The 25920-nt window shown below is 41.4% G+C and carries 27 protein-coding genes and 1 pseudogene; 27 read left to right on the forward strand and 1 reads right to left on the reverse strand.

Annotated elements, in window-relative coordinates:
* Positions 1-86 precede the first annotated feature (86 nt).
* From RJD38_RS07065 to RJD38_RS07110, 10 genes are read left to right on the forward strand one after another with little or no spacing between them, the layout of a single operon-like run.
* On the forward strand, positions 87-464 hold the full coding sequence (locus RJD38_RS07065) for a diacylglycerol kinase (RefSeq protein WP_065545851.1): 378 nt from the start codon (positions 87-89) through the stop codon (positions 462-464).
* A 16-nt stretch (positions 465-480) separates the two neighbouring features.
* A complete protein-coding gene (locus RJD38_RS07070; protein WP_367971412.1) occupies positions 481-1194 on the forward strand; it encodes a 3-deoxy-D-manno-octulosonic acid kinase in 714 nt (237 codons plus the stop codon).
* Between the two features lie 19 nt (positions 1195-1213).
* Positions 1214-3049, forward strand: coding sequence for a DUF3413 domain-containing protein (locus RJD38_RS07075; protein ID WP_065545850.1), 1836 nt, complete (start codon positions 1214-1216; stop codon positions 3047-3049).
* 7 nt (positions 3050-3056) lie between these two features.
* Complete coding sequence (gene rfbB, locus RJD38_RS07080) at positions 3057-4121, forward strand: dTDP-glucose 4,6-dehydratase (RefSeq protein WP_065545849.1); 1065 nt, start codon at positions 3057-3059, stop codon at positions 4119-4121.
* Positions 4121-4987: a glucose-1-phosphate thymidylyltransferase RfbA gene (gene rfbA / locus RJD38_RS07085; RefSeq protein WP_065545848.1), complete on the forward strand. Its 867-nt coding sequence runs from the start codon at positions 4121-4123 to the stop codon at positions 4985-4987. Before rfbB ends, rfbA begins: the two co-directional genes overlap by 1 nt.
* Positions 4988-5395: a sugar 3,4-ketoisomerase gene (locus tag RJD38_RS07090; RefSeq protein WP_367971413.1), complete on the forward strand. Its 408-nt coding sequence runs from the start codon at positions 4988-4990 to the stop codon at positions 5393-5395.
* On the forward strand, positions 5388-6119 hold the full coding sequence (locus tag RJD38_RS07095) for a class I SAM-dependent methyltransferase (RefSeq protein WP_065545846.1): 732 nt from the start codon (positions 5388-5390) through the stop codon (positions 6117-6119). The genes RJD38_RS07090 and RJD38_RS07095 overlap by 8 nt, the downstream gene beginning before the upstream one ends.
* Positions 6109-6651: a GNAT family N-acetyltransferase gene (locus tag RJD38_RS07100; RefSeq protein WP_065545845.1), complete on the forward strand. Its 543-nt coding sequence runs from the start codon at positions 6109-6111 to the stop codon at positions 6649-6651. The genes RJD38_RS07095 and RJD38_RS07100 overlap by 11 nt, the downstream gene beginning before the upstream one ends.
* Positions 6648-7052 carry a VOC family protein gene (locus tag RJD38_RS07105; protein WP_065545844.1) on the forward strand — a complete coding sequence of 135 codons (405 nt, stop codon included), beginning with the start codon at positions 6648-6650 and terminating at the stop codon, positions 7050-7052. The genes RJD38_RS07100 and RJD38_RS07105 overlap by 4 nt, the downstream gene beginning before the upstream one ends.
* Entirely contained in the window at positions 7030-8646 is a 1617-nt protein-coding gene (locus RJD38_RS07110) for an HAD-IIIC family phosphatase (RefSeq protein WP_065545843.1), read from the forward strand. The genes RJD38_RS07105 and RJD38_RS07110 overlap by 23 nt, the downstream gene beginning before the upstream one ends.
* Before the next feature lie 9 nt (positions 8647-8655).
* On the opposite strand, the gene RJD38_RS07115 is transcribed toward RJD38_RS07110, so the two are convergent.
* Entirely contained in the window at positions 8656-9864 is a 1209-nt protein-coding gene (locus RJD38_RS07115; protein WP_032073033.1) for an IS4 family transposase, read from the reverse strand.
* Positions 9865-9979: 115 nt separating this feature from the next.
* Here RJD38_RS07115 and RJD38_RS07120 point away from each other — a divergent pair, with 115 nt between their 5' ends.
* From RJD38_RS07120 to RJD38_RS07200, 17 genes and pseudogenes are all read left to right on the forward strand, one after another.
* Entirely contained in the window at positions 9980-10192 is a 213-nt protein-coding gene (locus tag RJD38_RS07120) for an acyl carrier protein (protein WP_065545842.1), read from the forward strand.
* The gene (locus tag RJD38_RS07125; RefSeq protein WP_065545841.1) at positions 10189-11295 is read left to right on the forward strand and encodes a DegT/DnrJ/EryC1/StrS family aminotransferase; all 1107 of its coding nucleotides are present in this window, start codon (positions 10189-10191) and stop codon (positions 11293-11295) included. The genes RJD38_RS07120 and RJD38_RS07125 overlap by 4 nt, the downstream gene beginning before the upstream one ends.
* The gene (locus RJD38_RS07130) at positions 11292-12248 is read left to right on the forward strand and encodes a glycosyltransferase (RefSeq protein ID WP_065545840.1); all 957 of its coding nucleotides are present in this window, start codon (positions 11292-11294) and stop codon (positions 12246-12248) included. Before RJD38_RS07125 ends, RJD38_RS07130 begins: the two co-directional genes overlap by 4 nt.
* A 159-nt stretch (positions 12249-12407) precedes the next feature.
* Positions 12408-13603 (forward strand): annotated as a pseudogene (locus RJD38_RS07135) (IS256 family transposase).
* Between the two features lie 135 nt (positions 13604-13738).
* A complete protein-coding gene (locus RJD38_RS07140; RefSeq protein ID WP_065545839.1) occupies positions 13739-14929 on the forward strand; it encodes a UDP-N-acetylglucosamine 4,6-dehydratase in 1191 nt (396 codons plus the stop codon).
* Between the two features lie 9 nt (positions 14930-14938).
* Positions 14939-16087 carry a LegC family aminotransferase gene (locus RJD38_RS07145; RefSeq protein ID WP_065545838.1) on the forward strand — a complete coding sequence of 383 codons (1149 nt, stop codon included), beginning with the start codon at positions 14939-14941 and terminating at the stop codon, positions 16085-16087.
* A gap of 43 nt (positions 16088-16130) precedes the next feature.
* On the forward strand, positions 16131-17312 hold the full coding sequence (gene neuC, locus RJD38_RS07150; RefSeq protein WP_065545837.1) for a UDP-N-acetylglucosamine 2-epimerase: 1182 nt from the start codon (positions 16131-16133) through the stop codon (positions 17310-17312).
* A gap of 5 nt (positions 17313-17317) precedes the next feature.
* Complete coding sequence (gene neuB, locus RJD38_RS07155; protein WP_065545836.1) at positions 17318-18391, forward strand: N-acetylneuraminate synthase; 1074 nt, start codon at positions 17318-17320, stop codon at positions 18389-18391.
* Positions 18384-19034, forward strand: coding sequence for an acetyltransferase (locus RJD38_RS07160; protein ID WP_065545835.1), 651 nt, complete (start codon positions 18384-18386; stop codon positions 19032-19034). Before neuB ends, RJD38_RS07160 begins: the two co-directional genes overlap by 8 nt.
* A 63-nt stretch (positions 19035-19097) precedes the next feature.
* Entirely contained in the window at positions 19098-20156 is a 1059-nt protein-coding gene (locus RJD38_RS07165) for a nucleotidyltransferase family protein (RefSeq protein ID WP_065545834.1), read from the forward strand.
* Between the two features lie 17 nt (positions 20157-20173).
* Positions 20174-21142, forward strand: a complete 969-nt coding sequence (locus tag RJD38_RS07170; RefSeq protein ID WP_065546003.1) for a Gfo/Idh/MocA family protein — start codon at positions 20174-20176, stop codon at positions 21140-21142.
* Positions 21142-21615: a serine acetyltransferase gene (locus RJD38_RS07175; RefSeq protein WP_065545833.1), complete on the forward strand. Its 474-nt coding sequence runs from the start codon at positions 21142-21144 to the stop codon at positions 21613-21615. Before RJD38_RS07170 ends, RJD38_RS07175 begins: the two co-directional genes overlap by 1 nt.
* 55 nt (positions 21616-21670) lie before the next feature.
* A complete protein-coding gene (locus tag RJD38_RS07180) occupies positions 21671-22363 on the forward strand; it encodes a cytidylyltransferase domain-containing protein (RefSeq protein ID WP_065545832.1) in 693 nt (230 codons plus the stop codon).
* Entirely contained in the window at positions 22360-23130 is a 771-nt protein-coding gene (locus tag RJD38_RS07185) for an oxidoreductase (protein ID WP_065545831.1), read from the forward strand. The genes RJD38_RS07180 and RJD38_RS07185 overlap by 4 nt, the downstream gene beginning before the upstream one ends.
* 9 nt (positions 23131-23139) lie before the next feature.
* Entirely contained in the window at positions 23140-24303 is a 1164-nt protein-coding gene (locus RJD38_RS07190) for a glycosyltransferase (RefSeq protein ID WP_065545830.1), read from the forward strand.
* Positions 24304-24466: 163 nt separating this feature from the next.
* Positions 24467-25111, forward strand: coding sequence for an imidazole glycerol phosphate synthase subunit HisH (gene hisH, locus RJD38_RS07195; protein ID WP_065545829.1), 645 nt, complete (start codon positions 24467-24469; stop codon positions 25109-25111).
* On the forward strand, positions 25104-25913 hold the full coding sequence (locus tag RJD38_RS07200) for a HisA/HisF-related TIM barrel protein (protein ID WP_065545828.1): 810 nt from the start codon (positions 25104-25106) through the stop codon (positions 25911-25913). Before hisH ends, RJD38_RS07200 begins: the two co-directional genes overlap by 8 nt.
* Positions 25914-25920 lie beyond the last annotated feature (7 nt).

The following is a 25920-nucleotide window of genomic DNA, read 5'->3' on the forward strand; positions in this document are numbered from 1 at the left end:
AAATTTAATTGCCTAAGATTATGCAGATAGAAGAGTTGAATGTAAAATGGCCTGTTTTCTATCATGATATTTAAGGTCTCACTATTTTGACAAATCATAGTCATGGCAAACCCGGATATACTGGAATAAAACGCGTCGTGAAAGCGACGAGGTATTCTTTTCAGGGCCTGAAAGCGGCTTTCCAGCATGAAGCGGCATTTCGACAAGAAATCGTCTTACTATTGATTGCCACGGTTGTTTCTTGTTTGATCAATGTCTCTACGTTGGAGCATATTGCTCTAATTGGTGTCGTTGTTTTAGTTGTGATCGTAGAGCTGTTAAACTCCGCGATTGAGGCTATTGTAGACAGAATTGGCTCTGAGCATCATGAGCTTAGTGGAAGAGCAAAAGATATTGGTTCTGCGGCTGTTTTTGTTGCCTTAGTCTTTGCTGCTTTTACCTGGTTTTATATTCTAGTTTCTTGACGTTGATAGTGAGTATATGCAGAAAATAGAAATAACAAGTAATCATCAGATTTGGTTTGACGAAAACCTTATTCAATCCCCCGATAAAGGCATCTTTGAGATTGAGTTTTGGCAGGGGCAAGGTAAGGTTTTAGGCTCCGCCACCGGACGAGGAACGACTTGGTTTATTCAAACGGATATATTACCCGGCGCTTTACGACATTATCGTCGAGGAGGCTTGTTTGGCAAGTTGGTTAATGATTGTTATTTGTTTTCTGGCTGGAAAAAAACACGTAGCTATCAAGAGTTTAGATTACTGAATCATTTGATCGCAGAGAATGTCAATGTTCCTCGGCCGATAGCGGCGCAAGCGATCAAAATTGGCTGCTTTTATCGCGCCGATCTGATTAGTGAAAAAATTACAGATGCTCAGGATTTAGTCGCAATATTAACTAAGCAACCACTCTCATCTGCGGTGTATGTAAAAATTGGAGAGGAAATTGCCAAAATGCATCGTGCAGGGGTCGACCATACAGACCTGAATATTCATAATATTATGATCGATGTTGATGAGCGAGTGTGGATTATCGACTTTGACAAATGTAGATATCAAGCAGGGCAAGGGTGGCAAAAGAACAACCTTGCACGGTTAAAGCGCTCTTTTTACAAAGAGCAAAAAAAACGCCAGATAGATTGGCAAGAACACGATTTTTCAGCCTTATTGCAAGGCTATTATCAAAATACACAATAATTTGTTTTAGGAAGTCGTCATGACCTTTAAGCAAAAGCTTCATGCTCACGGCTGGTTTATTCTGATCAACGCTTTAGTGTTGATGGTGATCGCCAGCCGTTATTTTGCGTTTTTACCTGAATTCCCCAGCGATCCGTTAGGCATCACTTTTATTCTTGTGGGCACATTTGGCCAAATGGTGTTGTTGGCGGGATTAATTGGTTTAGTTTCTATTCCTGTCTTATGGTTGCCTACACGTTCACGCCAAGGCTTGCAAGCGTTGATTGCGGCACTTGGGGTTGCGACCTTATTCATTGATACTATCGTGTTTGCGCAATATCGCTTCCATATTAACGCAGTAGTACTTGATCTTATTTTATCTGGACAGGTGGTCAGCTTTCCTCTCGTGACTTGGGTGATGGTGATTGGCGGTATTTCAACCTTGGTTGCAGCAGAATGGTGGTTGATTCGCATTTTGGATGGTAATCCAGTTTTCTGCCAGCGCAAATTGGGACGCAAATTTGCTCTTTTGACCTTCTTAGCGTTGTTGGCAACACACGGCATTCACATTTGGGCTGCGGCACACGCGTATCAGCCTGTGACCGCAGTAAAACGATACCTGCCACTATTTTACCCTGCGACCTCAAACAGCATGATGCGTAAGCAAGGCTGGATTAATGAAGAAGCGATTGAGCGACAAAAAGCTCTGACCTTATCGCGTAAGAACGATCTTAATTACCCTTTATCTCCGCTGCAAACTGTGCCTGTTGAGAAACCGGTCAATGTGATGTTTATTGTTGTCGACTCATGGCGAGGAGATACATTTAATGCTGATAATACCCCGCACATGTGGCAATACGCACAAGCAGGTAAAGTGTTCAATAATCATATGGCTACAGGTAACGCAACGCGTACGGGTATCTTTGGATTGTTTTACGGCATTCCGGGGACTTATTGGCATGGATTCTTAGCCAACCAGCAAAGTCCAGTATTCATTGATCGCCTCCAAGCAATGGACTACCAATTGGGCATTTTTACCGCCGCGCAATTGCGTAAGCCGGAGTTTAACCAAACTGTGTTTGTTGGCGTCGACAACTTGCGAATTAAATCAGAAGGAAAAACGCCATCGGAGTTGGATGCCAACTTGACCAAAGATTGGCTCAATTGGTATCAGCAGCGTGATCGCAACAAGCCAGTATTTTCTTTCTTATTCTATGATGCGCCGCATGGTTATGACTTTCCGAAAGATTACCCGCATCGTTATGAGCCTTTGTTGTCGGAAGTTAATTACCTGAAGTTAAACAACGACACTGACCCGACGCCATTTTTCAACCGTTATAAAACAAGCGTGCATTACGTGGATAGCATGGTCAATAAGGTGCTAGAGGAGTTGAAAGAAACAGGTGATCTAGACAATACAGTGGTAGTGATAACCGGAGATCATGGCCAAGAAATGAATGACAATCGTTTGAATTTCTGGGGGCATAACAGTAACTTCACGGATGCGCAAATCAACGTACCGTTCGCCATCTTTGGTCCAGGTATCACACCAGAAACTATGCAGTGGGACTCCAATGCCTTTACCAGTCACCAAGATGTCGTGCCGAGTTTAATGAAGCATTATCTTGGAGTAGAAAATGATATTAAAGATTACTCGGTGGGTGAAGACTTACTCGGGACACCTGTGGCACGAGATTGGATTATTTCCTCCAATTACAGCGGGTATGCGATCATTACTAAAGATAGTATTTTGGAAGTGGGAACGGGTGGCCAATATCAGTTAATGGATAAAACTAACCGAGATCTTAAAGATCAGCAGCCTAACTTTAATTATTTACAGCAAGCTCTTGAGCAGATAAGCCGATTCAATAAATAGGTCGAATATGAAAATTTTAGTTACAGGTGGTGCGGGATTTATTGGTTCTGCGGTGGTTCGGCATATTATCAATGAAACCAAAGATGAGGTTATCAACCTTGATAAGCTGACCTATGCTGGTAATTTGGAGTCATTGGCAAATGAATCGAGCCATCCTCGTTACCACTTTGAGCAAGTTGATATTTGTGACCTAGCTGAACTTGATCGCGTATTTGCCACTCATCAACCTGACTGTGTGATGCACTTGGCGGCTGAGTCGCATGTTGATCGTTCAATTGATGGCCCTGCGGCGTTTATTGAAACCAATGTTATCGGAACTTACCAATTACTGGAAGCTGCACGTGCTTATTGGAATCAGTTGGATGCGGAGCGTAAAACTGCGTTTCGTTTCCATCATATTTCAACGGATGAAGTGTATGGCGATTTGGAAGGTACAGAGGACTTATTCACTGAAACCACCGCTTACGCACCAAGCAGCCCTTACTCAGCTTCAAAAGCTTCGAGTGATCACCTTGTACGAGCTTGGCAGCGTACTTATGGTTTACCTACCTTGGTGACAAATTGTTCGAACAACTACGGTCCGTATCACTTCCCTGAGAAGTTGATTCCACTGATGATTTTGAATGCTCTAGATGGAAAGCCGCTACCAGTTTACGGCGATGGTTTGCAAATCCGTGATTGGTTGTTCGTTGAAGATCATGCGCGTGCGCTATACACCGTTGTTAGTCAAGGTGTTGTGGGGGAAACTTACAATATTGGTGGCCATAACGAAAAAGCGAATATTGAAGTTGTGAAAACCATTTGCTCGTTACTTGAAGAGCTTCGACCAAACAAACCTGCAGGTGTCGAATCTTATGAATCGTTGATCACATATGTGAAAGATCGACCAGGACATGATATACGCTATGCCATTGATGCAAGCAAAATCGCCCAAGAACTAGGCTGGAAACCGCAAGAAACTTTTGAAAGCGGTATTCGCAAAACCGTACAATGGTACTTAGATAATCCTATTTGGTGGCAGCGTGTGTTGGATGGTTCTTATAGTTTAGAGCGCTTAGGAGTGAATCAATAATGAAAGGGATTATTCTCGCGGGTGGTTCTGGTACGCGTTTATACCCAATCACGCGAGGCGTTTCTAAACAGTTACTGCCTGTATACGATAAGCCAATGATCTACTACCCACTTTCAGTACTTATGCTTGCTGGTATTCGTGAGGTTTTGGTGATTACCACTCCTGAAGATCAAGAGGGCTTTCATCGCTTGCTTGGTGATGGTTCTGACTTTGGTATTGAACTGCAATACGCAATCCAACCCACGCCAGATGGTCTAGCCCAAGCATTCATTATTGGTGAAGAGTTTATAGGTGATGACTCAGTCTGTCTGGTATTAGGTGACAATATATTCTACGGGCAGGGTTTTTCGCCAATCCTACAGCAAGCTGCAATGATAAATTTTGGGGCTACGGTATTTGGCTATCAAGTAAAAGATCCAGAGCGGTTTGGGGTTATAGAATTTGATGCGAGTATGCGAGCAATTTCGATTGAAGAGAAACCACTACAGCCCAAGTCGGATTATGCTGTGACTGGGCTCTATTTTTACGATCATCAAGTGGTAGAATTTGCTAAGCGGGTACAACCTTCTGAGCGTGGTGAGCTGGAAATTACAAGCATCAACCAGATGTACCTTGAGGAAGGTAATCTGAATGTTCAACTTTTGGGGCGTGGTTTTGCTTGGTTGGATACAGGGACACATGAAAGCTTGCATGAAGCTTCTTCGTTTGTTCAAACAATAGAAAATGTCCAGGGGCTTAAAGTTGCATGTTTAGAAGAAATAGCATGGCGTAATGGATGGTTAACAAATGAACAGTTGATAATGGCTGGTTTAGTATTGGCAAAAAATGATTATGGTCGTTATTTATTAGAATTAGGAAGTGAATAAATGGAGAACGTGAGTATTATTCATTTCATGGAAATCGGGGATGAGCGTGGGCAGCTTATTTCTCTTGAAGAACAGAAGAATATCCCATTTAATATTAAAAGAATTTATTATATTTATGGTAATGATACTGATTTTCCTAGAGGGTTTCATGCTCACTATAATTTGGAACAAGTCGCAATTTGTTTAAAAGGAAGTGTCCGCTTTGTTATTGATGATGGATTTTATCGAGAGTCCGTTACTCTCGATCGACCAAATATTGGTTTGTATATTCAAGGTCTTAAGTGGCGTGAAATGTACGATTTTTCAAATGATTGCTTATTAATGGTTGTGGCAAGTGAGTTATATGATGAAAGCGATTATATTCGTGACTATAATGAATTTAAAAAGGAAATAGTTAATTATGAATAACTTAGAAGTTATTGCTGAAAATTATGAGGCGATGCATGATGATTGGAAGGATCTTGAAAAAATTGTACGCCGAAAGGAATTTAATAATCTAATTGAATTTTGCTCTGAATCTCATCAGCGCGTGATAGAGTTTGGCTTGGGTGATGGTGTTTTCACTAGTATGTTATGTGAGAAGTTTGACAGTGTTACAGCTGTTGATGCTGCTCAAACGACAATTGATATATTGAGTAAAGAACTTAAATTTGACAATATCACGTTTGAACAAAGTTATATTGAGGATTATTGTTCAGAAATTAAATACGATGTCATAGTTATGAGTCATATTTTAGAGCATTTAACTGACCCTATATTAGCACTCGAAAAAGTTAGTCATTTAATGCATGAGGAAACAATTATATATATATCAGTTCCAAATGCAAACTCTCTTCATCGGTTGGTTGCTGTAAAAATGGGGCTTCTAAAAAGAACTGATTCGCTAAATCAGAGAGATCTTGACCTTGGTCATAAGATAGTGTTTTCGCCTCAAAGTTTCAAAGCAACTGTAGAGAAATCTGGATTGAAAATATACCATTTTGGAGGGGTGATGATTAAACCTTTAACTAATAGCCAAATTGTAAATGATTGGAGCTTAGATATTATTAATGGATTTATTGCTCTTGGTGACGATCTTCCGGATTTTTGCGGAGATATATATGTTTTAGCGAAGAAAAATAATGAAAAGTGAAATTGTTGGTAAATGTGTATCTTTAAGATTGGTTAAATTTTCTGATGCAGAATTTATTGTTAAATTAAGAAATACAGAGAAAAATTCAAAATATATTAATGAAACATCAAATGAGATTCAAGCACAAGTTGAATGGATGATGCGAGATGCTGAGAATTTGACAAGCCATTATTTTATAATTGAAGATAGTAAATCTCAACCCATTGGTACCATATCAATCTATAATGTTGATGGTTCGCGTGGTGAGTTTGGTCGCTGGATCTGTAGTGGTAATGTATTGCAAAGTTTAGAATCTGCCTTATTGATTCATCACTATGCTTTTGAGGAGTTAAAACTGATAGAAGTTTATACAAGAACACTCGCTGAAAATAAAAAAGTGGTTAACTTTCATCGTCATTTCGGTGCTATTTTAGCCCAGGAACCAGTATTTGATTCAGAATATGGAAAGAAAATTTATTCAGGGTTGGTGACTGACAAAATGTTCAACAAAATTTCTGAACGTTGCCAAAAGATGATTGGAGCTTTGCTATGAATATTCATCATTTTGGATATTTAACAGAATCAATTGAGAAGTCCATTAAAGATTTTTCAGTTCTCGGTTATTGTTGTGATGGAGCATTATTTCATGACAAGAATCGCCAGATTAACATCCAGTTTATTCGATCTTTATCAGGTGAATTAATTGAATTAATTGAATCCGCTGGTGAGCAATCGGTGGTAAAAGGATTAATTAACAAAAGTAAAAATAACATTTATCACATCTGTTACTACACTGATAATATTGATCTGAAAATTTTGGAATTAACTGAGAAAGGATTTATTTTAATTGCGCCGCCTCAGTCAGCAGTAGCATTGAATAATAAAAACGTTGCATTCTTGTATTCGAAGTTTTCTGGAATGGTTGAGTTATATGAAAGTCATTACCCTAAGTAATTTTTCGATTGAGTTTTTAAGTCGATTTATTGCTAAAAATACACAAGCTGTAGTTATCGATAGTGAGTATAACCAATACTTACAAGAGATTTGTTTACCAGACAGCCAGCTGTATCAGCAATCGCATGATGTAGCTTTGTTATTTCTTGATTATCAAAAATTACTACAAGGCATACCACTCGAAGAAGCTTTACAGTTGCTTTCTGATCTTGCTGAAAGTTATGCACAATACAGCCAAGGAGGAATTTTATTAATCGCCAATGCATATATGAAACGCGGTGTAACCACTGTGGGTTCCAGTGGAATTTGTGATCGGCATCTACAGGAGCAAATTGCTATAAATGCACACTTGCAACAATTGGCTGAATCACACAGTTGTGTTTGCATTTTTGATTTGTTAGCCATTTATCAAGATTATGGTTATTTCAATTTAACCGATCACCAAATTTACTTATTGAGTGATAATCTATTTTCTAAATTGGGCTTAAATGTGATTGCCAATGAGTTATCTGACTATCTTCATGGACTTTTTTCGCCAAGGAAAAAGTGTTTAGTGCTGGATTTTGATAATACGTTATGGGCAGGTATCGCTGGTGAAGATGGTTTAAACGTTAAAGTTGGCGATGATCGTCAAGGTGAAGTGTATCGTGAATTCCAGCAGCAGATTAAACAACTAAAAGATAAGGGGGTGCTCTTAGCCTCTTGCTCAAAAAACAACCTTGATGATGCTAAGCTGATTTTCGACCGTCATCCCAATATGGTTTTATCTTGGGATGATTTTATTATTCATAAAGTTAACTGGCAGAGAAAAGATGTCAATATTTTAGAAATTGCCAATGAATTGAATATTAGTGATGATAGTTTAGTTTTTATTGATGACTCAGACTCTGAACGTTTGTTGGTGGCCGAAGGAACCCATGCTGTGGTACCTGAATATCCAAAAGACTTGGATCTTTTGAAATTTATTTCAGCTATTGATCGCGCTTATTTCTCGACCCATCGAATTACCGATGAAGACACCTGTAAGCATCAGCAATACATTCAAAACATTCAACGCAGAGAGCTCAGTCAGAAATTTACCAATATTGATTCATTTATTAATAGTTTAAATGTGAAGCTGAATGTTAAATTTAACCACTTTGATGATTTAGATCGTGCTTATCAGCTTGTGCAAAAAACTAATCAGTTTAATTTTACTAATAAGCGATACAGCCGAAATGAACTTACTGATTTGTTTCAAGACGACAATGTCGATGTGCTGACTTGCCGGATTGAAGATCGTTTCGGTGATTACGGCGTAACAGCGCTATTGATTGTTTGCAAAGATAACGAACGATATAGTATTGATAACTTTATTATGAGTTGTCGCGTACTGGGTAAAAAAATAGAAAATGTGCTAATGCACTGGTATCTGACTCACAAATATCGAGGTACGACTTGCTCTGCCTATTATCAGCCTACTGCAAAAAATAAACAACTTGAACATAAGTATCCCGAATTGGGATTTTCGCTTGTTGAGCAAACAAGTGATGGAAGCTACTACCAATTGTCTGCAATTGCGCAGCATGCATTATCTATTGAGGTACAGTACTGAGGGATCCCCTCATAATTTCCCCAAAGCACAACCATGTTTGAATAGATTTTGAGCAAGCAGGGTTGCAGCCGCGAGCAAGTCTTCCCTCGTTATTGTGTAGCCAGAATGCCGCAAAACTTCCATCCCTAAGCGCACTGTTGAGAGTACATTTCGATTTTTGACAGTGTTAGCTTGGAAGTGCTTATCCCAACCTTGTTTCTGACCATGAACTCCAGCAAGCCAAAATGTCAGTTGAAGCATTAGGGCGATTAGCAGCATGATATCAAAGCGCTCTGAGCTGCTAGTTCGGCTATGACGGAGGCCTAAACCGTAGGCTGGGCTTTTCAAGTCTCGGAAGGTTTCTTCAATTTGCATACGCTTCGAGTAGAGCCTAACAAGTTGCTTTGGTGTTCGGATTTCAACGGGCAAGTTAGTCGCTAAAACCCATGGTTCTTTTGTCGAAGCGGAGTAGATTTTAGGTGACGGATGATGACAATTAGTCCGTGTCGAACGCTGATTTTTTCGGCCTTTAGGACGTGATTTATACAGTGCAATTTGACATGAAATTGGGTTGCTCTTAGTCAACCTCTTATAGCCTAAAGTCTTTGAGCGACTTGAGGATATGCTATGTAAGTTGCTGATAGGTTGCCAGTTTTCCGCACCTAAATCTGCATATTGCACTTTCCCTCTGACTCGACTTAACCAGTACCAACCTAGCTTTTCAACGGATTTATACCATGGCACTTTAAAGCCAGCATCACTGACAATGAGCGGTGTAGTGTTACTCGGTAGAATGCTTGCAAGGTCGGCTAGAAATTGGTCATGAGCCTTCTTTGAACATTGCTCTGAAAGCGGAAAGGCTTTCTCATAAAGAGTAATAGAACGACCATGTAGTGCCACCGAAGCCCGCAATACCATAAGCCGTTTTTGCTCACGAATATCAGACCAGTCAACAAGAACAATGGGCATCGAATTACCTGAACAGATAAAGCTGGCATGCCAACGGTATACAGCGAGTCGCTCTTTGTGCAAGTGACGATTACCTAACAATCTGTCGATTCGTTTGATGTTATGTTTTGTTCTGGCTTTCGTTGGCAGGTTACGACCAAGTTCGGTAAGAGTGAGCGTTTTACATTCAAGTAATGCGTGGCAAGCCAGCGTTAAACTGTTGAGTCGTTTTAAGTGCAATTCAGGGCAGAATTGGTAAAGAGAGTCGTGTAAAATATCGAGTTCGCACATCTTGTTGTCTGGTTATTGATTTTTCTCAGAACCATTTGATCACATGACAAGATGTGCATCTACCTTAAATTTATGATTTTTATCAAAATCATTAGGGGATTCCTCAGGGTACAGTATGAATAAAGTGATCGAAATTATTTCTCAAGTGTTAGGTACGCCTGTGGATGCGAGCTCATCAATGGAAAATGTAGAAACATGGGATTCATTTAATCATGTAATGATTATGATTGAATTAAAGTCGGAATTTGATTTAAAAATTAACCAAGATGAGTTTGAAAAACTCACTTCGGTTCTATCTATAGTTGCAAAGGTGGGTGATAAAGCGTGATCAAGTTTTTAGATTTGAAGGCCATTAATGCGAGCTATGAACGAGAGTTGAAAGAAGCCTGTGCTAAAGTCATAGATTCTGGGTGGTATATTTTAGGCACAGAAGTAGAAGAATTTGAGAGCCGATTCGCCCAGTACTGTGCTGTGACGCATTGTATCGGTGTTGCGAATGGACTTGATGCGCTTAGCTTAACTCTAAGAGCTTGGAAAGAGCTTGGCCAACTACAAGATGGTGATGAGATTATAGTGCAAGCAAACACTTATATTGCCTCCATTCTAGCGATCACAGAGAATAACTTAGTCCCAGTTTTGGTCGAACCATGCGCTGAAACTTTTAATCTAACAGTTGCTAATATTGAACGTGCAATCACCGAAAAAACTAAAGTCATTTTGCCAGTCCATCTTTATGGTCGTGTTTCACCAATGGATGAAATTATGGATTTAGCTGGAACGTATAACTTGTTGGTTCTAGAAGATTGTGCTCAAGCACATGGCGCAGCAATCAATGGAAAAAAAGTTGGGTCATGGGGGCATGCAGGAGCGTTTAGCTTCTACCCTGGAAAAAACCTCGGAGCGTTGGGGGATGCGGGAGCGATTACTACAAATGACGAAAATCTTGCAAAAACAGTCAGAGTTTTAGGTAATTATGGTTCCCATGTCAAATATGCGAATGAATTTAAGGGGATGAATAGTCGCCTTGATGAAATGCAAGCAGCGATGCTCAGTGTTAAATTGAAATACCTTGACCAAGAAACGAGTGCACGACGAGTCCTTGCACAGCAGTACTATGCGTTGATTAAGAATCCGTTGATTATTTTGCCGAAAGAAGCTGAATTGGAAGAACACGTTTATCACCTTTTTGTGATAAGAACAAATTATCGTGAAAATCTCCAAGAATATCTCATGAAAAACGGTGTTCAAACTTTGATCCATTATCCCATTCCAATATACAAACAGCAGGCCTATCTTGAGTTGGCAGATCTATCTTTACCTGTAACAGAGAAAGTTCATGAAACAGTGTTGAGTCTTCCTATGGGGCCAAACCTTTCGATGGAAGATGTCATCTTAATCTGCGAGCTTTGCAATCAGTGGAGTGTAGAGTGAGCATAACAATTATCAATGATGCAGTTGCGGTTATTTTTACTTACAACCAGCAAAATTATATCGAAGATTCAGTCCGGTCGATGTTTGAACAATCTGTTTTTCCTCGCAAACTGATTATCATCGATGATTGTTCTTCTGATGAAACTCAGCGAGTTATTTGCAAAGTGCTTGTGGATAAGCCAAAAGACCTTAACGTTGAGTTGAGGTTTGCACCGAAGAATGTTGGTCTGATCGGACAACTTAATTCATTGAAAGGCGAGTTTGAAGAAAATACACTACTTGTTTTTTTAGCTGGTGATGATGTTGCCTTACAAACTAGGACGGAAAAGCTTTATAAGCGATGGATTGAAGACGGTCGGCCACATGTTATTAATTCTAGCTATATTGATATGATTGATGGGGGAGAATTATTAGGTTTACATAGTGTGGGATGCTCAAAGCCTCGAACTATCGAAAACATCGTCGATAGAAAAATTGAGCTGGGAGGTTGTACACAAGTGATTTCTAGTAGTGTCTTGAACTGTTTCCCAGAGATAAGCAAGCATGTCTTTGCTGAAGATCGTGTATTTATTTTGAGAGGTTTTTTACTTGGAAAATTATTAGTGGAAGATGAACCTTTATTGCACTATAGAGTTAATGTTGGAATATCATATGTTTCTAGAAATAATGAGCAAGAAATTTTCGAAAGTGAAAGGGACGGCCTGATTAAAGAGCTTCGTGATCTTGAACAAAACTTAATTGATGCAAGATATATCAAGAACAACAGGGTGATTTCGTTGCTTGAAAAAAGGAAGTGTTACATTCAAGTTGTTCTAAAATATGTGTTTGATCAATCCTGGAGCAGTAAGTGGGTTTTCTTATGGTCGGTAATTTTATCTGTGCATAGTAAATATCTTCCTGCATTGTTGAGGCGTCAAAAAAAAATTGCGAGACTGAGAGAAAAATTAATCTGATATTTGGATTGTATTGAAGAAAAAGGCTCGTTCATCAGTCTATCGATATCAACTGAATGAGCTTAAATATTCACAGACGTAGTGTACTGTAAGCTGAGCCTGTAATTTAAATTGTGTATCTGCTTATAATTAAGCCAGTGATGGCTAAGGATAAGCAATATGGATAAGAAAGCTTTAGAAGCCTTCGCTCGCGAAGCCGCTAAGTCGATTAAGACTCCTTCTGATCTTGATGATTTCAGGAAAATGTTAACCAAGGTGACGGTTGAGACAGCTTTAAATGTTGAACTTGATGAGCATCTTGGCTATGAAAAATACTCACCAACCAACGATAGTAACAGTCGAAATGGCTATTATTCTAAACGCCTAATTACTGACGATGGTGAGATCCAGCTAGAAATCCCTCGTGACCGTGACGCGTCCTTTGAACCCAAGCTCGTTCGTAAGCATCAAACTCGATTCCAATCGATGGACGACAAGATCTTAAGCTTGTATGCCAAAGGACTGACTACCCGAGAAATCGTCGCAACCTTCAAAGAAATGTACGATGCTGATATCTCCGCCAGTCTGATATCTAAAGTCACGGATGCTGTTTTAGAACAGGTTGTTGAGTGGCAAGCTCGCCCTCTTGATTCGGTTTATCCCATCGTTTACCTAGACTGCATTGTTGTGAAGGTGCGCCAAAATAAGCAAGTCATCAACAAAGCCATTTACCTTGCTCTCGGCGTCAGTATGGAAGGTCAGAAAGAACTTCTTGGGATGTGGATGTCCGAAACTGAAGGCGCGAAGCTCTGGCTCAGTGTACTTACAGAGCTTCAAAATCGTGGTGTGGATGATATCCTTATCGCTTGTGTTGATGCCATCAATGCCATTAATGCCGTTTATCCAAAAACTCAAATCCAGCTCTGTATCGTACACATGGTACGAAACTCAATGAAATACGTTCCGTGGAAAGACTACAAGACCATTACCGCAGACTTAAAGGAAATCTATCAAGCTACGACTGAAGATGAAGCTCTGTTGGCGTTAGAGCGCTTTGGTGATAGATGGGATGAAAAGTACCCTCAAATCAGTCGTTCATGGACGGCTCATTGGGATAATCTCAATACTCTGTTCAGCTACCCTCAAGATATCCGTAGAGCTATCTATAAATGAATGCGATTGAATCCCTGAACAGCGTGATCAGAAAAGCGACCAAGAAACGTAAACTGTTCCCGATAGATGAATCGGCTAAAAAGGTGGTGTACCTAGTGATAATGGATGCTTCCAATAGGTGGGCAATGCCAATCCATCACTGGAAGCAAGCTCTAAACCGTTTTATGATTATGTTCGAAGAACGATTAACTGAATACTTGTAACTAAGAGCAGTTACACAGAATTATTTACAGGGTCTGTAAGCTTGATTTTTGCCAAAACAATGTCCTGGATGACTTTCCCCCTTTCTCCACTTCGTTTAAAATCCATGCACTAGTTCAAACAAAGCACTCTGTATCATGAACCCAATTCTACCTCTCATCGGTCGCACCGATGCTCTTTTTACTCAAGATATCGCCCAGCACGGAGCTGAGCTTTCTCGTATCGTTTCACAATCGCGCTTTTTGGTGCTTGGTGGTGCCGGCTCGATCGGCCAAGCGGTTACCAAAGAGATCTTCAAACGTCATCCCAAAAAGTTGCATGTTGTTGATATCAGTGAAAACAACATGGTGGAATTGGTGCGCGATGTTCGCAGCTCATTTGGCTATATCGACGGTGATTTCCAGACTTTCGCTCTCGACATCGGTTCAATCGAATACGACGCGTTCATTAAGGCCGATGGTCAATATGACTACGTCTTAAACCTGTCGGCACTCAAGCACGTGCGCAGTGAAAAAGACCCGTTTACTTTAATGCGCATGATCGACGTAAACGTCTTTAATACCGATAAAACCATTCAACAATCGATTGATGCTGGGGTTAAAAAATATTTTTGTGTTTCAACGGATAAAGCTGCAAACCCCGTCAATATGATGGGTGCCTCAAAGCGCATTATGGAAATGTTCTTAATGCGCAAGAGTGAGCAAATTGCGATTTCAACCGCGCGTTTTGCTAATGTGGCCTTTTCCGATGGCTCACTGCTGCACGGTTTTAACCAGCGCATTCAAAAAAACCAGCCGATTGTGGCGCCAAATGACATTAAACGTTACTTTGTGACTCCCCAAGAATCCGGTGAGTTGTGTCTAATGTCGTGTATCTTTGGTGAGAATCGTGACATTTTCTTCCCGAAACTCAGTGAAGCACTGCACTTGATCACGTTCGCGGACATTGCCGTGAAATACCTCGAGCAACGTGATTTGACACCGTATTTGTGTACAAGTGAAGATGAAGCGCGTGAATTAGCTAAAACGCTGCCAGCACAAGGTCAATGGCCATGTCTATTCACAGAAAGTGACACCACGGGTGAGAAAGACTTTGAAGAGTTCTTCACCGACAATGAAACATTGGATATGGCGCGTTTCGACAATTTAGGTGTGATCAAAAATGAGCCGCTCTACGAGCCAGAAAAACTGGTGTTATTTGAGTCGACTATCGCGCAGATGAAAGATGGACGAGAGTGGACGAAAGAGCAAATTGTTGAGTTGTTTTTTGCCATGATCCCAGATTTTGGTCATAGAGAAACTGGCAAATATCTCGACAGCAAAATGTAAGGAAAGCGCATGAAACCGAACACGATCGTCGAATTTGTCCGCGACACCTATCAAACCAACGACTTCATTCCACTGCATGCGCCCACGTTTGATGGCAACGAAAAAGCGTACGTGATGGAAACCATCGACAGCACCTTCGTCTCCAGTGTTGGTAAATTTGTCGATCAGTTTGAACACAAGATTGAAGCCTTCACTGGTACAGCCAAAGCGGTCGCGACTGTTAATGGCACCGCAGCATTGCATGCGGCGCTTTATATGGCAGGCGTTGAGCGTGGCGATCTTGTCGTGACACAGGCGCTGACGTTCGTCGCCACTTGTAATGCGCTTTACCACATGGGCGCTGAGCCGATTTTTGTCGATGTGTCGCCAGTGAGCCTTGGCTTGTGCCCGAAAGCGCTAGAGCGTTACCTTGAAGAGCACGCTGAGCTTACCGAGCGAGGTTGCTTCCATAAAGGGCGCAAACAACGAATTAAAGCCGTCGTACCCATGCACACCTTTGGCCATCCGGTGGAATTGGATGAGCTGATCGCCGTCTGCCACAAATGGCAATTGATGCTGGTGGAAGACGCAGCAGAAAGCCTTGGTTCATTCTACAAAGGCAAGCATACCGGTACATTAGGTGAGTTTGGTGCGGTTAGTTTTAACGGCAACAAAATCATCACCACGGGTGGTGGCGGTATGGTTCTGTGTCGTGATCTAGAAGAGGGCATGCGCACCAAGCACGTGACGACGACCGCCAAAGTGCCACATCCGTTTGAGTTTTATCATGACGAAGCGGGCTTTAACTACCGCATGCCAAACTTAAATGCCGCATTAGGCTGCGCACAGATGGAAGTGCTTGATGCTTACCTTGTTCAAAAGCGGCAGCTCGCCGCACATTACGAGCAATTCTTTGCCAGTAGTGAATTTCAATTTGTGGTTGAGCCAAGTTACGCGCAGTCAAACTACTGGCTTAATGCGGTGATTTGCCCTGATAACGAAAGCCGCGATGCTTTATTAGCGGGGACTAATGATGCCGGTGTGATGACGCGTCCGATTTGGAAATTGATGCATCGTCTACCGATGTTTTCAGATGCACTGCGTGGGGATTTGAGTCAATCTGAGCATATTGAAGCGCATTTGATTAACTTGCCGAGCACACCGGTAACGCCATCATAATCCATTGAGCATCGCCGTTAGACAGACCTAAGGAGCGAATGACATGACGTCAGCGCAAAATAAAAAAGTCGCGGTCTTTACTGGCACAAGAGCAGAATACGGTCTGCTCTTTTGGCTTTTAAAAGACATCCAAAATGATCCGGAATTGCAATTACAGTTGCTGGTATCAGGCATGCATTTGTCACCGGAGTTCGGTCAAACGTACCAACAAATTGAGCGCGATGGTTTCACCATTGATGAAAAGATTGAGATCCTGCTTTCTTCCGATTCTGCGGTCGGCACGGCAAAAAGCATGGGATTGGGCGTGCTGGGCTTTGCTGATGCTTTCGCAAGGTTAGCGCCAGACGTCCTCGTTATTTTAGGGGACCGGTTTGAAGCTTTGGCTGCGGCGCAAACGGCGATGATCTTGCGCATTCCGATCATTCACCTGCATGGTGGCGAGATCACCGAAGGCGCCTATGATGACGCTATTCGTCATGCGATCAGTAAACTGAGTTATCTGCACGGCACCTCAACCGAAGAGTATCGTCAACGCGTGATCCAATTAGGTGAAGCACCTGAGCGTGTGCACAACATTGGTGCCATTGGGCTTGATCACTTAAAACGCGCTTCGTTTATGTCGCTGGATGAATTGAGTACATCGCTGGGTTTCTCACTGAACAAGCCTTTTTTCTTAGTCACATATCATCCCGTGACATTGGGTAACGAAGCGCCAGAAGCGTCATTTCAAGCCATGTTAGATGCTCTTGATAGCTACCCCGATCATCAAGTGATTTTGACTTATCCGAACGCCGATGATGGCGGTCGCCGCATCATCCCAATGCTAGAAGCGTATGCCAAAGCGCAACCCGAGCGCGTACTTGCCATTCCATCATTGGGGCAGGTACGTTATTTAAGCGCCGTGAAGCATGCCGCGGCGGTTATTGGTAATTCATCGAGTGGCATTATTGAAGTGCCGTCATTTGATGTCCCAACGGTGAATATTGGCGCAAGACAAAAGGGGCGTTTGGCCGCTAAGAGTGTTCTGCATTGCGCCGCGGATCAAGCTGCAATTGAGCACGCGATTGAGCAAGGGCTCAGCCGTCAGTATGCTGCGCCAGAGGACGTCATTCATAACCCTTATGGGCAAGGTGACAGCAGCGGGCAAGTGATTGAAATGATCAAATCGCTGCAGTTTGACCCATGTAAAACCTTTTTTGATGTCGCTTTTGAGCGCGTGGAGTAATCTTGATGACCTTGATCATTGCCGAAGCAGGTGTGAACCATAATGGTGACGAAGCCCTAGCCTTCCAACTCGTTGATGCCGCTCACCGTGCGGGGGCTGACATCGTAAAATTCCAAACTTTTAAAGCCAAAAACCTGGTCACTGAGCAGGCAAAACAGGCGGATTATCAGGTTACCAACACGCAAAAAGAAGAATCACAATTGGCCATGTTAAGTCGTTTAGAGCTCTCCTACGACGTTCATCACCAGTTGTTGGCGCATTGTGCCTCACTCGGAATTGAGTTTTTATCGACGGCATTTGATTCTGAGAGTCTGACGTTTTTGGTGAACGATCTAGGCTTAACGCGTTTGAAACTCCCTTCGGGTGAATTGACCAATGCGCCTTTGGTGCTTGAGCATGCCCGCACGGGATGCGATCTGATTGTGTCTACCGGCATGGCGACCATGGCGGAAATTGAAACCGCACTGGGCGTGATTGCCTTTGGTTACACCGCAGATCTTGGTACCGAGCCATCTCAGCAAGCGTTTCAAGAGGCTTACGCCTCTGAGGCAGGCCTGAGGGCACTGAAAGAAAAAGTGACTATCTTGCACTGCACGACCGAATACCCAGCACCGATGGCGGAAATCAACTTGCGCGCCATGGACACCTTAGGTCGAGCGTTTGAATTGCCTGCGGGGTATTCTGATCACAGCGAAGGGATCACGATTCCCATCGCTGCGGTAGCGCGTGGCGCGGTGTTGATTGAAAAACATTTCACCCTCGATAAAAACATGGAAGGGCCAGACCATAAAGCGTCACTTGAACCGCAGGAATTGACCGCCATGGTCACCGCGATCCGTCAAGTGGAAGTCGCGCTAGGCAGTGGCGTGAAATCGCCAACTGTCTCGGAAGTGAAAAATAAAGCGGTGGCACGCAAAAGTTTGGTGGCGGCGCGTGCGATCAAAGCGGGCGACGCGTTTAATGCCGATAATGTCACCATCAAACGTCCTGGATCAGGTCAGTCACCCTACCATTACTGGGATTTACTAAAGCGTTGTGCGGGGCAAGACTACCAAGCGGGAGATCTGATCCTTGAATAAATTCGATAGACCGATTGTTTTGATTGGCGGTGGCGGTCATGCTAGCGTTCTGGTAGATATTTTACGAACCCAAAATCGGAAAATATTAGCAATTGTCTGCCCCGATGATATCAGTCAACGCAGTGCATTTAATGGTATTCAGCACTTAAAACAAGATGATGATGTATTGCGTTTTCCGTCTGATGACGTCGTGTTGGTGAATGGCATTGGTATGATGCCAAAGTCACACTTAAAGCGTAAACTTAATGAGTATTACCTCTCCCATGGATACCAGTTCGAGACGGTGATTGCAAAGAGTGCACAAGTGTCGTTATATGCGGTTATTGAGTCCGGTGTACAAATTTTTGCTGGTGCCATTGTTCAAGCTGGAGCATCTGTCGGTACTCACAGTGTGATTAATAGTGGCGCGATTATTGAGCACGATTGCCAAATCGGTTGTTATAATCATATTGCACCAAGGGCTACGCTGTGTGGGCAAGTTACAACCCAAGATGAAGTCTATGTAGGAGCCGGTTCCACGGTTATTCAGAACCTTAAGCTAGAACAAGGTTCTATTATTGGTGCTGGTGCGATAGTGACAGAAAATATATCTTCTCAGAATATTTGCTATCCAAGTCGTTCAACCATGAAAATGTCATCGTGAATGTTCTGCAACCAATAAATTTGTCATTCAGAAGTTCAATGTTTTAAGAAATGAAGGTAAGTCATGAGTCATAGTTGGAAGAATGTATTAATAAAACCAACCAGCACACTGCGTGATGCATTAGAAATTATTAACAATGAAGCACTACGAGTTGCGTTAGTTATTGATGAGAATGTGCAGTTGCAAGGTGTCGTTACTGATGGAGATATTCGTCGAGGTTTATTAAATAACCTATCACTAGCATCTGAAATTACCCAAGTCATGAATACCAGCCCATTAACGGCAGATGCTAGCACATCGCGTGATGATTTAATTGCCGTAATGGAAAGTAATGACATTCTTTCAATTCCATTGCTTGAAAGTGGTAAAGTCGTCGGGCTTGAAACTTTGCATGGAATGTTAAGTAAGCCTGTATACCAAAATCCTGTATTTTTAATGGCAGGTGGGTTTGGTACCCGCTTACGACCATTAACTGACAGCTGCCCTAAGCCGATGCTTAAAATCGGTAACAAACCGATTTTAGAAACCGTGATCCGCAGCTTCATCAAGGCTGGTTTCGTTAATTTTTATATCTCGACTCATTATATGCCAGAGCAGATCGAGCAACATTTTGGTGATGGTTCTGAACTAGGCGTTAATATTACTTATGTTTATGAAGAGTCGCCATTAGGTACAGGCGGTGCTCTAGGCCTTTTACCAAAAAATTTACCGCAAGATCTTCCGCTTATCATGATGAATGGTGATGTGCTAACTAAGGTTGACTTTCAGCGGTTGTTAGATTTTCACTTAGAAAATCAAGCAGACGCGACCATGTGTGTTCGTGAGTACGATTATCAAATTCCTTATGGTGTCATCAATGGTGAAGGCAATAAAATTACCGGTATGGTTGAAAAACCAATCCAACGATTCTTTGTTAATGCTGGTATTTATGTGGTGTCACCGAGAGTGATCCAATCCGTTCCCGAGAATCACCATATCGATATGCCAACGTTACTTGAAGAGCATATGGTTGAGCGTGATAATATTCTCATGTTCCCTATTCATGAATATTGGTTAGATATCGGTCGAATGGATGATTTTAATCGTGCACAAGCGGATATTCATACACTAGGGTTGGACTAATGATTATGAATAGCATCATGAGTAAAGTTGCTGTAATTGGGTTGGGAAATATAGCTACGCGTCATCGTCGTAATTTGAAGATTTTATTTCCAGAGACAGAATTGCTTGTGATGTCTGCAAGCGGAAGAGTACCGACAGAGACCATTAGTGATAGTGATGGCATCGTCACTAGTGTTGATGCCTTAATTGAAGCTAAGGTTGAGCTAGTTATTGTTGCGTCTCCAGCCCCTTTTCATGCACAGCATGCTATCCCGTTGATTGAAGCTGGCATTCCGACCTTAATTGAAAAACCAGTAACGACAACGATTGATGATGCTCAAGCGATACAGCAGGCAATTTCTCAGCATAAAACACCCGTTGCGGTAGGCTATTGTCTTCGTTACTTACCATCCGCTCTGAAACTGAAAGCACTATTGGTAGGAAATGAGATAGGCACTTTATACAATGCTCATATCGAAATTGGTCAATACCTCCCAGACTGGCGCCCAAGTAAAGATTATCGCGATTGTGTATCAGCCAATAAAAATTTAGGAGGTGGGGTTCTCTTTGAGCTAAGTCATGAGTTAGATTACGCTCAATGGTTGCTTGGACCTCTTCATTTACAGTATGCATTATTACGCTCCTCTAAAGAGCTTAATTTAGAGGTGGAGGACATGGCGGATATCATCACACTAACCGATACCGGTGCTGTCACAACCATCCATTTGGACTTTTTACAGCGTAAAGCGCATAGGAAATGCAGTTTTATTGGCAGTAAAGGGCGAATTGATTGGGACTTGATTCAAAATCAACTTACTCTAATAACGGCAGCAGAATCTAGAGTGATCTATAATGAGCCTGAGTGGGATAAAAATCTGATGTACCTCGCAATGATTACTGATTTTATTCAAATGATTAATCAGGCTCCTCATAGTTGTATCGAAATGAATGCTGCTGCGTCAACAGTTGATTTAATTAATCAAATCAAATCAACTGAGGTTTTATAATGGAGCTAAAAAGGTTATTTATATTACTGATTAAATGGATGGCAACAAGCAACCCAATTAAAAAATTCTCATTAGAAATTCAATTAATGAGATGGGGAAAAGTTAACTCTCGCCCTATACGTAAATATTTCCAGAGACGAATATTCTATAAATACAATTGTGATATTAGTCATAGTGCCGATATTCATCCATCTGTTATTTTTCCGCACCCGACGGGTGTGGTTATTGGGTCAAATGCCGTTGTTGAGGAAGGTTGTTTTATCTATCAGCAAGTGACTATTGGTGGTAACTTTGAAAGTGATAATTCAATGGCTCATGTGAAGAAGGATACTCATCTCGGTACAGGAGCTAAGATTATCGGTGGTATTGAAATTGGTTCAAATTGCCGAGTTGGTGCTAATGCAGTAATAACAAAAAATTTGCAAGCTAACAGCTTAGCCGTTGGGGTCAATAAAGTTATCGGTACTAGATGAGAACCTGCAAGAATACCTTACTTAACTTGTCAGTAGTAAAATATAGAGAATCAGAATGAAAAATTTTGCGTTTATTTTTGCTCGTGGAGGCTCTAAAGGGCTTCCAGGAAAAAATATAAAGCCTTTAGCTGGAAAGCCATTACTTCAATATTCCATTGACACTGCTCTCGCATCGCCCTCTATCCAGCAAGTGTTTGTTTCGACTGATGACTTGGACATAGCACAAGTTGCGATTGAGTCTGGAGCAATCGTGATCGAAAGACCAACTGACCTTGCAACAGACAGAAGCCCTGAGTGGTTATCATGGCGTCATGCGATTGAATGGGCTAAAGAGCATTATGGAGCGTTTGATTGTTTTGTTAGCTTGCCTGCCACCAGTCCACTACGCAGCATTGACGATGTTGAAGCGGCAATGAAAAAGCGCATTGAGACGAACGCTGATATCTGCATTTCCGTCACGCCAGCAAGCCGTAGTCCTTTCTTTAATATGGTAAAAGAGACGCAAGATGGCTTTGTGGAGTTAGTGAATGAACTAGACTCAGATGTTACTCGACGTCAAGATGCGCCTGAAATATTTGATATTACAACCGTCGTTTATGCGACGACCCCAGCGTTTGTATTAAATAATTACGGACTGTTTTCCGGCAAGGTTACCAGTATTGAAGTGCCGAAAGAGCGTGCGGTTGATATTGATGATATTTATGATTTTAAGCTCGCTGAAGCGATTGTACAGGAATGCCAAGAATGAGAGATTTATTGAATAATCACAAAATACTGATTGCTGGTGCTGGCGGTTTACTTGGAGCAAAAATAGTTAAGTGCGCTTTAGATCAGGGCGCAAAAGTCATTGCAACAGATATTAATCTTGAAGTGATGTACGAAAAATTTATTGCTCAAAGCGTGAATGTTGACAGCTCTAAATTAGAACTTGTTAAGTTGGATGTGACTAGCGAATCTGATGTAAAAGCGTTTTTTGCTGGTCAGAATGATATTACGGGGGCGGTTAATAGTACTTATCCACGTAATAATACTTATGGGGCACATTTTTTTGATGTGTCATTAGACAGTTTTAATGAAAATTTATCTCTGCATTTAGGTAGTGCGTTTTTATTTACTCAGCAGTGTGCGGCTTACTTTAAGAGCAGTAAAATGCCATTCTCATTGGTTAATATTTCTTCAATTTATGGTGTGGTAGCGCCTAAATTTGATATTTATGACAATACACCAATGACAATGCCGGTGGAATACGCAGCGATTAAGTCTGCGATTTTACATCTAAATAAATATGCAGCAACCTATGTGAATGACAGCCGATTTAGAATCAACAGTGTAAGTCCTGGGGGGATTTTTGATCACCAACCAGACGCATTTTTAGACGCATACAAGGGTAATACTCATGGTGCGGGCATGCTAGATGTGGAAGAGGTGATAGGTTCAATTTTATTTTTACTTTCAGAGGAGTCTCGATTTGTTACTGGGCAAAATATCATTGTCGATGATGGTTTTAGTCTGTAAGGAAAAGCCATGAAAATTGCTTTAGTGATGGCTCACGGGCGAGTCCATGAACATGTAGGCGGAGCTCCGAAAGTTTTTTTTGATATGTCAAATGAACTGTCAACTGATAATACAATCATGTCGATCTATAGTGATGACAGTGAAGGTTCGCCATTATATACGGTCAACGAGGGCGTAAAATTAGTAAATCTCAAGGTAGATAAAAGAAAGATAAATTCTACTAGCTTGAAACTTATACGTGAGCTTGTTAGAGGGTGGAATAAGCTTCCTCTGAAAAAATGGCATTACAATCCGATTACATCCCGTCAGCAATCGGTCATAGGAGAGCGTTTACTTCCTTATTTAAAATCATTTCAACCAGATATCATTGTTTCATATGGTCATTGGGATTTAGTTTCAATCACTGATTATTACAGAGATGAAGTTCCCATAATATCAATGAGTCATACAGATACCAGTAGAGAGGCTCCTTTCATGTCCTCTAGAGAAGTTAAGGCAATGGAAAAAGCAGCGTTGTGCCAAGTTCTGTTACCTAGTTATATTGACGCAGTGAAAAAACATGTTTCAACTAAATTAGATGTTGTTGCTTTGGGAAATGCAATACCAGACTTTCATGGAGATTGCGATAGCAGTAGAAAAAGCATCATTTACATGGCCAGGATTGAGAAAAATAAGCAGCAGCATAAATTGATTAGCTGTTTTGCTGACATAGATATATCAGTTAGGAGCGAGTGGAGAATTGAACTCTACGGAAGTAATGCTGATCCTGAATATAGAAAGCATCTTGATAGCTTGATTGAAAATCGTGGGCTATCGGGGCACGTTTTTTTTCATGGCGTAACAGATCAAGTAGAGCTGAAACTTAAACAATCGAGTATTTGTGCTTTTCCATCTGCTTTTGAAGGCTTTCCACTAGCTTTGTCGGAAGCTATGAGCTCTGGGTTAGCGTGTATGGGATTCTCGGCTTGCAGTGGAGTTAATGAAGTATTATCACATAAAAATAACGGTTTGCTTGCCAACAATGATACTGAGTTTACGCAGTTATTATCATCCTTGATGGAAGATGAAAAGTACAGGTGTGAATTAGGAAAAAAAGCTTATATTTCAATATCTAGTTACCATTGTAAGTATATTTGGGCTAGGTGGAGAGAGTTAATCAGTCGCTACCATTAATCTTCTTTATTACATCCCTATATGGTACTACATTACGAGTTGTTGTAAATATTAACACCATAATTTATAGCTTCTCATGACTAAATGGAATTATGCGGAAGTAAAGATATCATTAGGTGTTTGATGACTTTAGTCTATAACGAAAACATTCAAAGTGAATAAAATGAAAATATCAATAATTGACTATGATATGGGCAATGTTCGTTCTATTGAAAATGCGATCAACCATGTCGGAAACTACGAGATTCAAGTCACCAATGATCCCACTATCATTGAAGCGTCAAATTGTATTATCTTACCCGGTGTTGGCGCTTTTCCTGATGCTATGAAAAAGCTGCATGAAAAAAAATTGGTGGATGTACTAACCCATGAAGTGATGACTAAGAAAAAACCAGTTCTCGGTATATGTCTTGGTATGCAGTTGTTATTTGAATCATCGGAAGAGATGGCATTAACAACAGGGCTTGGTTGGATCCCTGGTAAAGTGGAATATATGAAACCGGGCCAAGGGCTGCGTGTACCTCATGTGGGTTGGAACTCTTTGATTTTACAAAAAGATAAGAGTGTATTTGACTACCTTCATGATGATAAAGACTTTTATTTTGTACATAGTCTGTGGGTTAATTGCTCGGCAGAATATAAGCTAGCGACTTTTGACTATGGTATCGAAATGACAGCGTCAGTGCAGAAAGACAATGTGGTTGGGATGCAGTTCCATCCAGAGAAAAGTCAGAAGAATGGCTTGGCAGCAATTAAGAGCTTTTTAGATTGGGCTCAAATTCAATCAACAGGTGGCAGTGATGCTTAAAACTCGATTAATTCCATGCATAATTACAAAAGGCGAGCTTGTTGTTCAGAGCTTCGGTTTTAAAAAATACTTGCCGATTGGTAATATAAAAACGGCAATTGATTTTTTTGTAAACTGGGATGTTGATGAAATTGTCGTTAATGATATTGATGCAACAAAAGATGGACGAGAGCCAAACCTAGATATGGTGAGTTGGGCGGCAAGAGAGTGTTTTGTTCCCTTAACTGTCGGTGGTGGTATTAAGAGCATCGATCATATCCGTCAGCTTTTAAAAGCCGGTGCGGACAAAATTGCTATCAACTCATTAGCGATTGAAACGCCGAGCTTTATTACTGAATCATCGTCTCTTTTTGGTAGCCAGTGCATTACTGTATCGATTGATGCAATTGAACAAGGTGATGGTTATAAAGTTTATGATTATCAACAAGGTATGGCATTAGATTTAGATGTTGTTGAGTGGGCTAAAAAAGTGGAATCTCTTGGCGCAGGTGAAATTCTACTGAACTCTGTCGACAGAGATGGTAGCCGAGAAGGATATGACATCCAGTTACTTCGCAGTGTTAGCGATAATGTTTCTATTCCGGTGATAGCTCTTGGTGGTATTGGTCGCTTTGATCAGCTTGCCGACGGTGCTATTGAAGGTGGATGTCAAGCGTTGGCTGCAGCAAACATCTTCCAACATATGGAACACAGTACTATTGCGGCTAAAGCCCAGATGAGAAGTGCAAATTTGAACGTGAGATTAAGCTCTGAAGTGAAATACGAAAACTTTGAGTTGGATTTCCTTGGTCGCCCCTACTAAGTGTATA

Origin of the sequence: Vibrio scophthalmi, assembly GCF_040869025.1 — a bacterium.
In the GTDB taxonomy this organism is placed as follows: Bacteria; Pseudomonadota; Gammaproteobacteria; order Enterobacterales; family Vibrionaceae; genus Vibrio; species Vibrio scophthalmi.

What these genes read in the sequence shown, in the direction of transcription:
- RJD38_RS07070 (WP_367971412.1), top strand. Translation starts at nt 481, where the DNA reads ATGCAGAAAATAGAAATAACAAGTAATCATCAGATTTGGTTTGACGAA.
- RJD38_RS07075 (WP_065545850.1), top strand. Translation starts at nt 1,214, where the DNA reads ATGACCTTTAAGCAAAAGCTTCATGCTCACGGCTGGTTTATTCTGATC.
- rfbB (WP_065545849.1), top strand. Translation starts at nt 3,057, where the DNA reads ATGAAAATTTTAGTTACAGGTGGTGCGGGATTTATTGGTTCTGCGGTG.
- rfbA (WP_065545848.1), top strand. Translation starts at nt 4,121, where the DNA reads ATGAAAGGGATTATTCTCGCGGGTGGTTCTGGTACGCGTTTATACCCA.
- RJD38_RS07090 (WP_367971413.1), top strand. Translation starts at nt 4,988, where the DNA reads ATGGAGAACGTGAGTATTATTCATTTCATGGAAATCGGGGATGAGCGT.
- RJD38_RS07095 (WP_065545846.1), top strand. Translation starts at nt 5,388, where the DNA reads ATGAATAACTTAGAAGTTATTGCTGAAAATTATGAGGCGATGCATGAT.
- RJD38_RS07100 (WP_065545845.1), top strand. Translation starts at nt 6,109, where the DNA reads ATGAAAAGTGAAATTGTTGGTAAATGTGTATCTTTAAGATTGGTTAAA.
- RJD38_RS07105 (WP_065545844.1), top strand. Translation starts at nt 6,648, where the DNA reads ATGAATATTCATCATTTTGGATATTTAACAGAATCAATTGAGAAGTCC.
- RJD38_RS07110 (WP_065545843.1), top strand. Translation starts at nt 7,030, where the DNA reads ATGAAAGTCATTACCCTAAGTAATTTTTCGATTGAGTTTTTAAGTCGA.
- RJD38_RS07115 (WP_032073033.1), bottom strand. Translation starts at nt 9,864, where the DNA reads ATGTGCGAACTCGATATTTTACACGACTCTCTTTACCAATTCTGCCCT.
- RJD38_RS07120 (WP_065545842.1), top strand. Translation starts at nt 9,980, where the DNA reads ATGAATAAAGTGATCGAAATTATTTCTCAAGTGTTAGGTACGCCTGTG.
- RJD38_RS07140 (WP_065545839.1), top strand. Translation starts at nt 13,739, where the DNA reads ATGAACCCAATTCTACCTCTCATCGGTCGCACCGATGCTCTTTTTACT.
- RJD38_RS07145 (WP_065545838.1), top strand. Translation starts at nt 14,939, where the DNA reads ATGAAACCGAACACGATCGTCGAATTTGTCCGCGACACCTATCAAACC.
- neuC (WP_065545837.1), top strand. Translation starts at nt 16,131, where the DNA reads ATGACGTCAGCGCAAAATAAAAAAGTCGCGGTCTTTACTGGCACAAGA.
- neuB (WP_065545836.1), top strand. Translation starts at nt 17,318, where the DNA reads ATGACCTTGATCATTGCCGAAGCAGGTGTGAACCATAATGGTGACGAA.
- RJD38_RS07165 (WP_065545834.1), top strand. Translation starts at nt 19,098, where the DNA reads ATGAGTCATAGTTGGAAGAATGTATTAATAAAACCAACCAGCACACTG.
- RJD38_RS07170 (WP_065546003.1), top strand. Translation starts at nt 20,174, where the DNA reads ATGAGTAAAGTTGCTGTAATTGGGTTGGGAAATATAGCTACGCGTCAT.
- RJD38_RS07175 (WP_065545833.1), top strand. Translation starts at nt 21,142, where the DNA reads ATGGAGCTAAAAAGGTTATTTATATTACTGATTAAATGGATGGCAACA.
- RJD38_RS07180 (WP_065545832.1), top strand. Translation starts at nt 21,671, where the DNA reads ATGAAAAATTTTGCGTTTATTTTTGCTCGTGGAGGCTCTAAAGGGCTT.
- RJD38_RS07185 (WP_065545831.1), top strand. Translation starts at nt 22,360, where the DNA reads ATGAGAGATTTATTGAATAATCACAAAATACTGATTGCTGGTGCTGGC.
- RJD38_RS07190 (WP_065545830.1), top strand. Translation starts at nt 23,140, where the DNA reads ATGAAAATTGCTTTAGTGATGGCTCACGGGCGAGTCCATGAACATGTA.
- hisH (WP_065545829.1), top strand. Translation starts at nt 24,467, where the DNA reads ATGAAAATATCAATAATTGACTATGATATGGGCAATGTTCGTTCTATT.
- RJD38_RS07200 (WP_065545828.1), top strand. Translation starts at nt 25,104, where the DNA reads ATGCTTAAAACTCGATTAATTCCATGCATAATTACAAAAGGCGAGCTT.